This window comes from Roseovarius sp. B-10, assembly GCF_056859295.1.
Genome location: NZ_JBSXOE010000024.1, coordinates 1 through 13,843, shown reverse-complemented (window position 1 = coordinate 13,843; position 13,843 = coordinate 1). Strand labels below are relative to the sequence as shown.

Here is a 13,843-nt window from a genome sequence, read left to right as displayed (position 1 = left end):
AGCCGCGCCCCGGCATGGGGCGCGGCGTTGGCTTAATACCCGCGCTGCACGCGGCTGAAGGTCTCGGACCATTCCGCCTCGTTGCCGTTCCAGTAATTCGGATCGGCGAAGGTGAGCGAGGCCAGCGTGCCGGTCGGATCATAGGCTGGCAGGGTCGGGATCTTGTCGCCCAGATCGACCTTGGTCCCGTCGAGCGCGGGGGGATAGTTCTGCCCCTCGGCCACGGCGATGGAGGTCTCGGGTGCGAGCATGAAGTTCAACAACTCCTCGCAGGCCTCGACCGGGCTGCCCTTGAGAACATGCAGGCATTCCTGCCACGCAAAGCTGCCCGGCGCATCGTAATAGCCGATGTCGTGGCCTTCCTGTTGCAAGGCCGCGATACGGCCCGACCAGCCTTCGGTGACGTAGATTTCCTCCTCCGCCAGCAGGCTCATCAGTTCCGCCCCCGACGACCAGTATTTCAGGGCCAGATCGCGGTGGCTGCGGATCGCGTCCCAGACGGCCTCCATATCCTCGATGTTGTTGGGGTCCTGGCCGGTCTGGAGCGCGCCATACCAGATCCGCGTGCGCCATTCGCCCCAGCCGCCGATCTTGCCCTTGTAGGCCTCGTCGATGAGGATGCTGGCACCCTTTTCCTTCATCTCCTCGTCGGAGATATATTTGCGGTTATAGGCCAGACCCGTGGTGCCGTAATCGTAAGGCACCGCCGAGAGGTAATCCGGCGTCACCCCTCGGAACGCGTTGGTCAGCGCGTCCATCACCAGCGACATATTGGGGATATTGTCGAGGTTCAGCTTTACCGTCAGCCCGAAATTCACGTAGCGGGCATAGTCGAACACGCCCGAGAGGTGCGCGATGTTGTACGTGCCCTCCTGGCTGGACCGGACCTGCGCGAGATACTCGTCGCTGCCCGCAAAGGTGCCGTCCACGACCTCGATGCCGGTCGCCTTGGTATAAGGCTCGAACGCATGTTCGCGGAACGCCTCGGAGACGACACCGCCCCATCCGTCGAATCGGACCTGTTGCACCTCCTGCGCGTGGGCGAACTTGGCGAAAGGCGTCTGCACCCCATAGGCAAGCCCCGCCGCGCCGATCAGGCCCAGAAAATTGCGCCGGTCCAGGTCACCGTTGCGGTAGCGTTCGAGAAGTCGTTCATATCTCTTGGTATTGTCCATTGTCATATCTCCTTGTCGAGGGTTGGGGCGGTTCTTAGTTGCCGCCTTTCATGGCGAGTTTGCGAGCCACTGCCGCACCGAGCAGCGGCAGGCCCACGGTCATCACGATCATCACCGTGCCGAGCGCGTTGATTTCCGGGCTGATCGAATTGCGTAGCATCGAGAAGATCTGCGTCGGCACCGTCTCCACGCCGCCGGGTTTCCAGAACAGCGTGCCGGTGATGTCGTCGAAACTGATGGTGAAGGCGAAGAGCGCGCCTGCGGCCACGGCGGGCAGCATCAGCGGCAGGGTGACCGAAAAAAACGTCTGCACCGGACTGGCCCCGAGGCTGAGCGCTGCCTCCTCCACGTCGCGCTTGATGCTGACCAGCCGCGCCTGCACCACGAGGATCACGAACGGCAGGGTAAAGATCACGTGCCCGGCGAGTAGCAGCGCAAAGCTCTTGCCGAGGCCGAGCCAGTTTAGAAACAGCAGGAGCGCCACGGCGAGCACCACCTCGGGCACCAGGATGGGCGCGATCAGCAGCGTGGTGATCGTGTTGCGCCCGGGCACGCTGTAGCGCACCAGCGCGAGGCTGGCGAGGATGCCGAGGGTGGTCGAGATCACCGCCGTCATCAGCCCCAGCACGATCGAGGTCTGAAAGGCGCGCATCACCGCATCGTTGTTCCACAATTCCACGAACCAGCGCAGCGACATGCCGGTCATCGGGAAACTGCCGAACTGATTGGCGTTGAAGGACAGAAGCACCACCACCGCCACCGGCAGGAACATGAAGCCATAGACCAGAACGGTCCAGATTCGGATCGCCTGCCAACCCATCAGCCCAGCCCCTTCGCCAATTGCGCCATGCCGAGATAGCGATTGTAGATCGCCACCAGCACGCCCAGCACAGCGAGCAGCAGGAGCGACAGCGCGGAGCCGAGCGGCCAGTTGAGCTGCGTGATGATCGCCTCGTACACGAGGTTGGCAAACATCGCATCTGTCGGTCCGCCAAGGATCACCGGCGTGATGTAGGTGCCCGCGCCCAGCACGAAGCACAGCAAACCCCCGGCGGCGAGGCCGGGCAGCGACAGTGGCAGGGTGACTTGGGTAAATGCCTCCCACCGGGTCGCCCCTAGGGAATTGGCGGCATCCTCCAGATTGGTGTCGATGCCCTCCAGGCTCACATAGACATTGAGCACCATGAAGGGCAGCAGGAAATGCACGAGGCCGAGGATCACCGTCGCCTCGTTATAAAGCATCTGCATCGGCTCATTGATGATCCCGAGCGTCATCAGCAACGTGTTGAGCGCGCCCGAGGTCCCGAGGATGTTGATCCAGCTCATCGTGCGAATGATGTAGCTGATCCAGAAGGGCAGCATCAGAAGCAGCAGCAGGATCATCTTGCTGCCGCGTGAACGCGCGATGAAATAGGCCGCCGGATAGCCCATCAGCCCGCAGATCACCGTGGTGATTGCCGCGATCTTGAGCGTGTTGAGCAGGATTTCGCGATAGAACCGGTCCGAGAGCGCCTTTTGCCAGTTGTCGAGGTAGAATCCGACCGTATCCGCGCCCATGGCCGAGCGCAGCCAGAAGGAATAGACCACGATGAACATCAGCGGAATGATCAGCAGGAACAGCACCGCCCCCAGGGCGGGCGAAAGCAATATCCACGGCTGTCTCGCCTCGCGGGCTTCGACCGACATGCGTCTCCCCTTCATGCGCCGCCCGTCCATTGCGGGCTTGCGTCGAGGGTGCAAACCGGCCAATCATTAATCAAATAGATAATAAGAATTGTGATAATAGATGAAAACTATGGAGAGCCGCGACAGCCCCGAACGCATCATGCGCGAGATGGATTGGAACCTCTTGCGTACCTTCGTCGTTCTGGCACAGTCACGCTCCGTCACCGATGCGGCGAACCGGTTGCGCCTGACCCAGCCATCGGTGTCCACTGCATTGAAAAGGTTGGAAAACCGCGTCGAGAAACGGCTCATTCACCGCGCGCCGGGGCGGTTCGAGCTGACCGAGGCAGGCGAGACGCTCTATCGCGAAGCGCTCGATATCCAGGGGGCGATCCTGCGGCTTTCCACGCTGATGCGCGACATGACCGACGAGGTTACCGGTCATGTGCGCGTCTCGCTGGCGTCCCACGTGATTTGCCCGCTTTTTGACCAGGTGCTGGCCGAATTCCACGCCGAGAACCCGCGTGCGACCCTGTCGATCGAGGTGCATTCCTCGGCACAGGCGATCGAGACGGTCTCTGCGCGCGCCTCCTCCTTCGCGATCTGCCTCGTGCACAAGCGCAACCCGAGGCTGGAATACCTGCGCCTCTACCGCGAGTTCTTCGGCCTCTTTTGCGGTCCGCCGCACCCGCTGTTCGGTCGGAGCAACCTCACGCGCGCCGATCTGACGGGGCAGAGTGCCGTCAGCTTCGAAACCGACCGCTTGCAGGACGCGCTGAAACCGGTGACGCTGATGCGCGCGCAGGCCGAACTGGGTGATCAGATCATCGCCACGTCGAGCCATCTGGAGGAAGTGCGGCGCATGATCGTCGCGGGGCTCGGGATCGGCCCCCTGCCACTGCACGTGGCCGCGCGCGACGTGCGCGACGGTCTTCTGTGGCAATTGCCGCCCTACGACCAGACAGCGGCCGTCGATGTGCATGTGGTGTGGAACCCGCAGGCGGTGCTCAACCGCGCCGAACAGGCCCTGCTCGCGGGCCTGCGTGCCCGGATCGAGGCAACCCCGATGGAGCAACGCACCTATCGCTGAGAAACCGCCGCGATCCGAATGGTCATCGTCGCCGGGCTCCCGCAGCCACGACAAGGATCGAAATGGTAGGCCCGGAGGGACTCGAATTCTGACATGAATTAATAAAATCAATAAGTTAAAATGATTTTTGTAACTTTGTAACCGCCGTAAAAATGGACACGATTAACTGCATCGATACACGATATGGACAACATATTTCGACGCATAGATAAGCATATCAACCCGTTCCAGGAACACCTTGATTCGCACGTCGCACGTCGCACGTTTGCTCGCGCAGCGAATACTTTGGTGTGCTTCCCGCCTCGGGGCGTGAGGGTCCCTGGAAGCCACGTTGACAGAGCGCCTCTCCTACATGGCTGTTCTCCCGCCGTTATGGCATCGGGATAAACATTGTTCCCCGCCCGTTCCCCGTCAGGCCGTTGCTATGAATAAAGCAAGCAGCTGATGCGCTGTGAGACAACTGATCAAGGGGAAGACCATGCCGAAGAAACCTTACGCTGAGACCCGGCTCGCGAAATACATTGAGAAGCGCGTGATGGAGCTCAAGCCCCGGAAGTCGCAGATCGAGATCGCCGTCGAGGCCGGGTTCGTCAGCGTCAACATGCTCTCGATGCTGAAGGGTGGCTCCAGCAAGCTGCCGCTCGATCGCGTGCCCAGCCTGGCGCGTGCGCTGGAATGCGATCCCGCATATTTGTTGCGCCTGACGCTCGAGCAGATCGAGGGCGATACCGCCGCGCATGCTCTCGTGGAAATCATGGGCACGCCGATCACCGGCAACGAGCTCGGCTGGCTTCAGGAGATCCGCGAGGCTTCGGATCACAGCGACCCGCGCATGACCAGCCGCGGCCGCGCGGCGATCCGGGCGATCTTCAAGAGGTAGAGGCATGAAGGCACCCAGCGCCACGTCCAGCAATGAGGCCCATGCACGCACGCGCCCGCTTTCCGTAGGTCCTGAAGACCTGACCGACAACGAGGTCGCATGGGTGGAGTTCCTCCGGATGGTCGGCAATGGTCGCGATCCGCGCCCGACGCTTCGCCGCGAGCAGCTGCTCAGGCGCGTGTGCAGGAAGTTCTGACGGCGTGGCAGGTCGCCCGTGATGCAGATCGCGCGAGGCGACTTGCCAGGTCCTTTTTCCACCTTTCAACAACGAAACGCGTCTCACCGTGACCTGTCATTCAAGGCAGCTTCATTACAGAGCCCGTGAGAGCGCTCAGGAGCGCCATGCCTGTCACATGGCCTGTGCAGATGAAACTGCGCCGAGAATGCGTGCAGGGTCTCACCGGCATGATGCTCGGCTTTGACTTGGCGCTTGAACTCCATGCTATGGCGGCGATGGCGTCTTGGCTTGGGCTTTCTTCCTCTCAAAGCCCGCTCCCGTTAAATTCAATTCGCTAATTCTGTGCGTCCCGAGGGGCGCACTCCATTGCGAGGTCAAGATTGCACGCCGGTTCACAGATGACGGCAGAACACCGCTCACACATGACCAGGTCAATAGAGACTAAATCTGTTCTAGGAATGACGCGAGCACAGGGTTCGGGCTGGCCTCGTTCCAAACCAGCGAAATGATAACCGGGCGGCCGACACCGTCTACAGGGACATAACGCAATCCCTGCCGCGGCACATTCAGAATACATTCAGGATAGATCGTTATCCCCGCACCCGCGAGAACGAAGCCGAGTATTCCGTCTCGTGTGAAGGCCGTTTGAGATACTCGTGGAACGAAGCCATGCTGCACACAGAGCTCTATAAGGAGATCCGTGTAGTGGTGCCAATTGTCTCCCCCGGTGACAAAATTTTCGCCGGACAAATCTTCAAGGCTGATCGAAATTTGTTCCGCCAGTCTGTGATCTTCCGGGAAGACGGCGAACAAACGTTCGCGGGAAATTTCGCGTTTCGCCAGCCCGGAGAGGTTCGGAGAGCCGCTGATGAAGCCCACATCAAGTTCGCCAGTGCTCAAAAGATGAACCTGGTCCTGTGTCATGTGCCATTGCGTATCGAGCCGGACACGTGGGTTCTGGGAGCCGAACTTGCGAAGGATTTGTGGCAAGCGGCCGACTATGGCGAAATCCATGTAGCCGATTTTGAGAACGCCGGAGCGGCCATCTGCGACGTCGCGAGTGGAGGCAAGGGCAGCGTCGACATCCGAAAGGATCTCGACGCTCCGATTGTAGAGTTCGCGGCCTGCATTGGTCGGGATGATGGACCTCGTGGTCCGGTCGAACAATTGCCTCCCGATGATCCCTTCGAGTTCCTTGATCGTGCGGCTTATCGAGGGTTGCGAAGAGTTCAACAACGCCGCGCTCTTGGTCACGTTTCGCACCTCGACCACGGTCTTCAAAACGACGAGATGCCTTATGGTCGGGCGTAAAACCATGCCGGTGGACTCCCCATTCCAATCAAGTCAAACCTGTCGCCGGGAAGCATGAAAGGCAAAATTCGCGCCGGTCAAGTCGCTGGAGAATACTCGGTTTCCGTTTCAGCGGCGATCACCATGGATTGGGAGAACTCTTCTTCGTCCATGAGCACGATCGCCTTCGAGTATTTCGCAAGGCCGAAGGAGTCGGTCAAGTGCAGGTTGGCGGCGAGGTGGGCGTTGTCGGGCATCTCGTAGATGTACACCATGTCATATTCGCCAAAGGCGCCGTATTGAGCGATCGGTACGCCGCCGAAATCGGCGATCGCCTTGCGATGGATCGCGGCGCGTTCGCGCATCGCTTCTGATTTCAACATTGCCGCTTTCTGATCGTTCTCGTACTTCACGAGGTAGAGGACTTTCACGCTCATTTCTGACTCCCTTGATGTGCGTTACGCGAGACCGAGACGACGATCTTTGCTGATGTTTCTCTCGGATCTTTCTTCGGGCTCTCCAAACCCCGCGCCACCACCAGTCCTAACGACAAGCAGATCCCCTTTCTCGAGCGTGCAGCTTGCTTTCGAGGTCAGCGGAATCTCTGTGCCGTCGCGCTCGATATGGATGGAACAGGTCGCACCGGGTTGGCCACCCATGAGGCCCCGTGGCTGGATGTTGAAGCGGTCGGTATAGGTGGAGAAGAGCACATCATCCTTGAGCATGCGATAGCTGCGCTCGAAACCATGGCCACCACGCCTGCGCCCCGCCCCACCGGACCCGGGCCGCAATGCGTAATTCTCAATGCGCATGAATTGGTAATCCATCTCCAGTGCTTCGATCGGGATGTTAGAGCAATTAGAGAGCGGGCAATCGACGCCGTCAGCACCATCATTGTTCATGCCGGCCCCATAGCCTCCGCCAAGGATCTCGAGATAGATGCTGTAGCCGGAGGCACCCTGGTGGGACAGGCAGATGGGCGTCGTGGTATCGAAGCCTTCTGCTATCACCTTGTCCGGGCAGACCTGCGCGAGGGCCATCATGATACTGTTGAAAACGCGATGACTGGCCAGAAGGCGCGCACGGACCGCCGCGGGCGGTCGTGGATTAAGGATCGAGCCCAGCGGTGCTGAGACCCTCACCGCACGCGCAATCCCTTCGTTGAATGGCACATCGTCACTCGTCAGAACGGATTTGACGCAGGCGATGGCCGCAGCGATCGTCGAGGCGTAGGGGCAGTTGAGGTTGTTCTTCAGCTGCGGGTCGGTGCCGTCAAAGGAAATGTCCATCTGGTCGCCTGAAATCTCGACCTCGACACGAATTTTCGTCGTAGGGGATGCACCTGTCGCGCCCTCAATTTCCGCATCGGCGGAGAAGGTGCCATCTGGAAGTTCGGCAATCGCATTGCGCATCCGCGTCTCGGAGTAATCGAGAGCGCGGCCCATAGCCGAAAGCAGCTTGTCGACTCCGTATTGCTCCGCAAGAGTGGCGAGGCGCTTCGCGCCGATCCGATTAGCTGCAAACTGCGCGTTGATGTCTCCGATCGTGGCCTCGGGCATCCGCACATTGGCGCCAAGCATTCTCTCCAGCGGACCTCCATTCCAATCCCGATCGAAGCTGTATTTCGTCGGCGGAAAAATCAGGCCCTCCTGGAACACGTCGCGCGCCTCTGCGTTCAGGCCAGGGGCACCGCCGCCAACATCGATGTGATGCACGACCGACGCGCTGAACCCGATGAGCTGTTCCTGAAAGAAAACGGGCGAAAACAGGAAGATATCCTGAACGTGCTGACCGCCATTGAAGGGGTCGTTAGTGATGAGGAAATCGTCCGGTGTCAGGGTTCCGGGCGCAAAGAGCGCCAGGCATCGGTCGAGCGTGTGCGATATCGAGCCAAGCTGGATGGCCGTCAGTTCCGCCTGCGCCACTACCCGGCCCTTCGGATCGGTCAGTGCGGCGGAGCAATCCTGCGCCTCCCGCACGATCGGCGAGTGCGCGCTCCGGATCAGCTTGGCGCCCATTTCATGACTTGCCGCGATGAGTGCGCGATTCAGGATGGCGTTGTCGACGTCCGAAAGGATCATTTAGTCAGTCCTCATTTCAAGGATGATGTGCTGTGGCTCGGTTCGGCGGGCCGACCATGTGTCGGGGACGAGAATGGTGGTCGTGCCGTCCTCAATCAGCAGGGGGCCGGGTTCGGCCGTGGAGCCCAGCCGCTCGGAGCGCAGCACCCTGCATTCGAGTGTGCTTTCGTTCTCGCGCAGGCAGATCAACTGATCCGGTTGGTCGGCAGCGCCTGGGCCTTCGGAGATGGTGCTTTTCGGGGGCCGGCTGTGCGAGACGATCCGGGCGCCCACCCGGAAGGACACGATTTCAGCCAGCGCGTCCTCGGATTTCGAGAATTCGAAGATCCGGTGATGCTCTGCCGCGAAGGATCTGGCGATGGCGCCGGTTGTCAGCTCCTTGACCGCTTCCAGGTCGATCTTGACCGATATCTCGAAAGCCTGTCCGACATACCTCATTTCCAGGAAGACCTCGAAAATGGGCTCGCCGGTGACCCCTTCCTTTTCCAGATAGTTCTGTGCGTCCGTCTTCAGGGTCGCGATGACATCCTTGATCTGACCGAGATTCTCTTCCGACAGTGCGCATCTGTGGGTCGCGACCGTGTAGTGTACATGATCCGAACTCAGCAGGCCGATCGCCGAAAGGACGCCCGCATTGACCGGGACCAACACCCGCCCGATGTTCAACTCCTCGGCGACGCGTGCCGCGTGCAGACCTGCCGCACCTCCGAAGGCGACGAGCGTGAACCGGCGCGGGTCCTTGCCGCGCTCGGTCGAAACTTTCTGAATTGCACGCACGATGTTCGACTCCGCGACACGGATGACGGCGTCTGCCATGTCCTTATGCGAGAGCGAGAGACGTTGAGCGAGGTTGTCTAAGGACTTGCGTGCGGCGTCCATATCCACATCGATTTCCTGGTCCACGAGTGAGTCCGGGCGCAGGCTGCCGCGAATGAGGTTGGCGTCGGTGACGGTCGGCAGAATCCCACCGCGTCCATACCCGGCTGGACCAGGCGCCGCTCCCGCGGATTTGGGGCCTACCCGGAGCATGGCGCCGTCATCGATCCACGCAATCGAGCCGCCACCCGCCCCAACTGTCACGATATCGACAACCGGCGTTCGGATCGGGAGACCATCGATCTCTAGCTGGGCCGTAAGGCCGGGACGGCCGTTCTGGATGATGGCGACATCCGTGCTGGTCCCACCCATGTCGAGGGTGATGACATCGTCTATAGCCAGCGACTCGGCCGCCTTGACGGCACCGACAACGCCGGCAGCCGGTCCCGACAGCAAGGCCGTGATGGGTTGATCGCCGACCGCGGTGGCCGGCATTCGCCCGCCATTGGACTGCATGAAGCTGAGGCCACCTGCAAATCCCTGCTCTTCGAGCGTGGCAGCAAAGCGCCCCAGATATCCCTTCAATACCGGTTGAACGAACCCGGCGAGGGACGTTGTGGAGGCCCTTTCATATTCCCGGAACTCCCGCGAAACTTCGTGCGAGCAGATCGTGGCAAGGCCGGGCGCAAGGGTCTGGACGATCTCCTTTACCTCGAGTTCGTGTGCCGGATTTGCATAGCTGTTGAGCAGGCAGATCACGATGACGTCGTAGTTTCCTGACGCGGTGTTCTGCGACAGCAGGTCTGTCAACGCGGATATGTCGACCGGTGATACGATGTCGCCGGATGCGGATATCCTGCCGGAAATCTCGAAGATGTCGTTCCGGGGAATGATTGGCTCGGGTTTCTTGTATTGGAGGTCATAGATGGATTTCCGGTCATGCCGCTGAAGAGAGAGGATATCGCGGGTGCCTTTCGTGACCAGCATGGCCATGCGTGCGCCCTTGCGTTCAAGAACCGCGTTCGTGGCGACGGTAGAGCCATGGACCAGCTCACTTACATTGCCCGGCGCGATGCCGAGCTTGGCAAGGGCGTTCATGGCGCCAATGTCAGGCGATGCGGGCGTGCTCGGCACCTTCGCCACCCGCATCACGCCGTCGGTAATGGCAACGATGTCGGTGAACGTGCCGCCGACTTCGATCCCGACACGGGTCTTCTGATCCCTCATGTTTCTCGTATTCCTTTTGTATTTCAGTTGTGTGGCGTGCCTGTCACATCACGAAGCCGGGCAGGAAAGTCGCGAGTACAGGAAAGAGAATGATAACCGACAAGCAGAGCAGGTCCGTCGCGATGAACCACGAGACCCCCAGGAAAATCGTGTTCAGCCCGACCTTGCTTCCCAGCGCGCTGCTGATGACGTACACGTTTAGTCCCACGGGGGGCGTCATCAGGCCGATTTCCAGCAACTTGACGATGATGATCCCCAGCCAGATCAGGTCTATGCCGAAGGCATCGGCGAGCGGCATGATGATCGGCAGTGTGAGCAGCATCAGGCCGATAGAGTCCACGAACATGCCGAGGAAGATGTAAACGATCGCGATCGCGATCAGTAGCGTGTATACGCCGATGCCCGAATTCATGACGTTTTCGGAGATGGCGGTCGGCAAGCCGGACAGCGCAAGGAAGTTCGTCAGCATCGTGGTGCCGATCAGGATGAGAAAGATGCTAGCCGTGCCGTAAAGTGTCTCCTCAACGGCACTGCGCAACGCGCCGAACGTCAACGTCCTGCGGGTGATGGCGATAAGACAGGCGGCGAACGCGCCGACGGCACCGGCCTGCGTCGGGGTGAAGAAGCCCACGAATATTCCCACCATGACACTGGCGATCAGAACCGGCAGAGGCCAGACATCGCGCAGCGCCTCGATGATTTCGCCAAGGCTCGGGTGCTCCTCGACCGGCGGCGCAAGGCGCGGGTCCAGCTTGCACCGCGTGATGATCATTGCCGAGTAGAAGGCCATGGTGAGAAGGCCGGGGACGATACCCGCAATGAAGAGCTGGCCGACGGACACCTCTGCGTAATACCCGTAGAGCAGCAACAAGATGCTGGGCGGGATCATGGAGCCCAGTGTGCCCCCGGCGGCTATGACCCCCGTGGCGAGGCCGGGATGGTAACCGTGATTGAGCATCTCGGGTGTGGCGATTTTGGCCATAGCGGCCGAGGTGGCGATGCTCGACCCGGACGCGGCGGCAAAGAGCCCGCTCGCGCCCACGCTCGAAACCGCGAGCCCGCCGGGGAGACGGGAAAGCAACAGCCTTGCCGCCCGGAAGAGACCCGCCGTGAGGCCCGTGCCGCTGGCTACGTAGCCCATCAGCAGGAACATCGGGATCGCGGAAAGGTTCCAGTCCCCGACGAAGGAAAACGGAACCGAAGCCAGCATGCTGAACGCCGCCTTCGTGTTCACGATCCAGGTGAAGCCGACGAAGGACACGCAGATCAGTGACAATCCGATGCTGAGCCGAAACAGGATCATCGCGAAGGCCGCGAGAACGCAGATGACACCGATCATTTCGCCCGACATCAGTTGCCCTCTTCTTCGCTGTGCGGCGGCTTCGTCTTCGAGACAAGGCACAGGGTCGTGTACAGCACGCAGACTACGAAAAAGCCGAAGCCCAGCAGGAGTATCCAGCGACTTGGCCAGATTTCTATCAAGGTGGTGCCCATCATCACCTCGCCGCGCCTTGTCGCCTCAATCGCCTTGCCGAACGAAACGTAAGTGAGGAGAGACAGGATTGAGATCGAGATCACTCCCACAAGCACCTGACTGACCAGCCAGACCTTGCGCGGAAGTTTCTGAGTAAAGATATCTGTCTTGATATGGTCGTCCCGCAGCTCGGCGCTTCCAAGCGGAAGGAAGACGATGCCGACCATCATGTAGAACGCAACGATCTCGATGACGTTCTGGATCGGTGTGCCAAGGAAGGTCGTAAACAAGACATCCGAGGTGACGATCAGCATCATGGACAAGAGGACGAGGCCGGAAATCGCCATGATCACGATATTTAGGCCTCGAATGAGCCGGAACAGGGCGTTAGTCATCTGCTCAGCTATCCCCTTGTCGTTCCATCAGTCCATCGAATAGGTGGATGCATCAGCCTTGCCGAACAGCTCCTTACGAGCGATCTTGACCAACGCATCCCGATCACTCCGGTCCACGTCGTTTAGGCGAGTTTCCCATTTCGCCATGATCGCTTCGAAATCTGATAGCAGCTTGTCCGGCTCTTCGACACCGAACCTGTCCCGACCCAGCGCCACGGCATTGCTCCGTACGACGCTTGCGAACTCGTCGATCGACTTTACTAGGTCGTCGGCAGGTTCCACGATGGTGACACCGTGATCGGGTGCTTCGGCGAGGGCTTCGGCATCTCCTTCGACATATTGGATCGTCTCATCAATCATCGCTTCGGGCAGCGTGTCGAAGAATGCCTGTCGCTGTGCATCCGAGAGGCTTTGCCAGAAATCGCGGTTGGCGCCTTGCGAGTAGCCGGACCAGTAAAGTCCGAGGCTGAGAAGCGTCACGTGATCCGCGACATCCCAGAGCGAGCGGCTTTTCAGGTCGATGGCCGAGATCGCTGCGCAGTCGAGCTGGCCCTTGTCGAGGCCGTCATACATCTCGCTCGACGGGACGTTGACTGGAACACCGCCAACGCTTGCGAGCCAGTCGGACTGTGCCGCACCCGGCACCCGCACCTTCACGCCATTCATGTCCGCCAGCGTTTCCACCTTGCGTGAGCACAGCAGCGCGTAGGGCGACGTGGAATACCCGCCCAGATAGGCAATGTTGTTGTCTTTCCACTGCTGCTGGAGTTGCGGCAGAGTCATGTTCGCCTCGGTAATCGCGAAGGCAGCGACGAAGGGATCAGAATAGCCAAAGGCCACTTGGGCGAGAACGTTGTCTTCTGGGATGTCGGCGGGAGTGTAGGTGCCAGCGTGATAGCCCACCTGAGCGATGCCGTCCCGAATCCCGCTCAAATGCTCGTTGGGAGCCAGCAGGACCGGGCCGGTGAAGAGGTTGGGTATGAGTGTACTGTTGGAGGCCGCCTCCAGACGCGGCAACCATTCAACATAGGAGTGTTTCGCGAGCGGGTGTGTGGCGGGGAGCCAGACGCTTGCATTGAACTCCACCACGTCTTCTGCAATTGCAGGCCCCGAGATGGTCAGGGCGGATGTCATTAAGCCGATGGCTGACAAGGCGCAAATCGATCTGATTTTCATCGTTGATTACCTCCTGTTGAACTCGTTTCACAAGTGAAGAGGGTTTTAATTAATTAATCCAATAATGATTTCACATTCAATAATATCATTATTGATATTAATATGAGTTTTCGGTAGCGAGTTGATCTTACCCCGAAGAAGTGGACGGGGTTAGGGTCAGCACCCATCGATTTCCGCTGGGTTGCGTGGTTCACGACCGAACACCGAACGGTAAACATGCCTGATCTCTTCTGGCTTTCGGATGCGCAGTCGTCATCTAGGGTCAGGATTCATAACCAGTAGATGACGACTGCGGCGAGGGCGATGGCTGAAAGGAAGACCTTCGGACAGCGGTCATAACGTGTCGCCACGCGCCGCCAATCCTTGAGCCTGCCAAACATGATCTCGATGCGGTTG

General features: G+C 59.8%; 14 protein-coding genes. 3 read left to right on the top strand and 11 right to left on the bottom strand.

Features of this window, described 5'->3' with window-relative positions:
* Positions 1–32 precede the first annotated feature (32 nt).
* The 3 genes from AC13D8_RS05240 to AC13D8_RS05230 are packed head-to-tail and all read right to left on the bottom strand — an operon-like array spanning position 33 to position 2,861.
* Entirely contained in the window at positions 33–1,175 is a 1,143-nt protein-coding gene (locus tag AC13D8_RS05240) for an ABC transporter substrate-binding protein (protein WP_104018308.1), read from the bottom strand.
* Positions 1,176–1,209: 34 nt separating this feature from the next.
* Complete coding sequence (locus tag AC13D8_RS05235; RefSeq protein ID WP_482967954.1) at positions 1,210–1,995, bottom strand: ABC transporter permease; 786 nt, start codon at positions 1,993–1,995, stop codon at positions 1,210–1,212.
* A complete protein-coding gene (locus AC13D8_RS05230) occupies positions 1,995–2,861 on the bottom strand; it encodes an ABC transporter permease (RefSeq protein ID WP_482967953.1) in 867 nt (288 codons plus the stop codon). The genes AC13D8_RS05235 and AC13D8_RS05230 overlap by 1 nt, the downstream gene beginning before the upstream one ends.
* A 109-nt stretch (positions 2,862–2,970) precedes the next feature.
* Between AC13D8_RS05230 and AC13D8_RS05225 the strand changes: the two genes are divergently transcribed.
* From AC13D8_RS05225 to AC13D8_RS05215, 3 genes are all read left to right on the top strand, one after another.
* The gene (locus AC13D8_RS05225; RefSeq protein WP_129431501.1) at positions 2,971–3,930 is read left to right on the top strand and encodes a LysR family transcriptional regulator; all 960 of its coding nucleotides are present in this window, start codon (positions 2,971–2,973) and stop codon (positions 3,928–3,930) included.
* Positions 3,931–4,381: 451 nt separating this feature from the next.
* Positions 4,382–4,810: an XRE family transcriptional regulator gene (locus AC13D8_RS05220; RefSeq protein ID WP_482967952.1), complete on the top strand. Its 429-nt coding sequence runs from the start codon at positions 4,382–4,384 to the stop codon at positions 4,808–4,810.
* Positions 4,811–4,814: 4 nt separating this feature from the next.
* A complete protein-coding gene (locus AC13D8_RS05215; protein ID WP_482967951.1) occupies positions 4,815–5,006 on the top strand; it encodes a hypothetical protein in 192 nt (63 codons plus the stop codon).
* Positions 5,007–5,429: 423 nt separating this feature from the next.
* Here AC13D8_RS05215 and AC13D8_RS05210 read toward each other — a convergent pair whose 3' ends face one another.
* From AC13D8_RS05210 to AC13D8_RS05175, 8 genes are all read right to left on the bottom strand, one after another.
* Positions 5,430–6,305: a LysR family transcriptional regulator gene (locus AC13D8_RS05210; RefSeq protein ID WP_482967950.1), complete on the bottom strand. Its 876-nt coding sequence runs from the start codon at positions 6,303–6,305 to the stop codon at positions 5,430–5,432.
* A 71-nt stretch (positions 6,306–6,376) separates the two neighbouring features.
* A complete protein-coding gene (locus AC13D8_RS05205; protein WP_482967949.1) occupies positions 6,377–6,715 on the bottom strand; it encodes a GYD domain-containing protein in 339 nt (112 codons plus the stop codon).
* A gap of 21 nt (positions 6,716–6,736) precedes the next feature.
* Positions 6,737–8,359 (bottom strand): hydantoinase B/oxoprolinase family protein, encoded by a 1,623-nt coding sequence (locus AC13D8_RS05200; protein ID WP_482967948.1) that lies wholly within the window; start codon positions 8,357–8,359, stop codon positions 6,737–6,739.
* Entirely contained in the window at positions 8,360–10,402 is a 2,043-nt protein-coding gene (locus tag AC13D8_RS05195; RefSeq protein ID WP_482967947.1) for a hydantoinase/oxoprolinase family protein, read from the bottom strand.
* Positions 10,403–10,445: 43 nt separating this feature from the next.
* Positions 10,446–11,753, bottom strand: a complete 1,308-nt coding sequence (locus AC13D8_RS05190) for a TRAP transporter large permease (protein ID WP_482967946.1) — start codon at positions 11,751–11,753, stop codon at positions 10,446–10,448.
* Positions 11,753–12,271, bottom strand: a complete 519-nt coding sequence (locus tag AC13D8_RS05185) for a TRAP transporter small permease (RefSeq protein ID WP_482967945.1) — start codon at positions 12,269–12,271, stop codon at positions 11,753–11,755. Before AC13D8_RS05185 ends, AC13D8_RS05190 begins: the two co-directional genes overlap by 1 nt.
* Positions 12,272–12,298: 27 nt before the next feature.
* Positions 12,299–13,447 (bottom strand): C4-dicarboxylate TRAP transporter substrate-binding protein, encoded by a 1,149-nt coding sequence (locus tag AC13D8_RS05180; protein ID WP_482967944.1) that lies wholly within the window; start codon positions 13,445–13,447, stop codon positions 12,299–12,301.
* Between the two features lie 269 nt (positions 13,448–13,716).
* The coding region (locus tag AC13D8_RS05175) for a transposase (RefSeq protein WP_348361624.1) at positions 13,717–13,843 on the bottom strand (127 nt) is incomplete at its 5' end.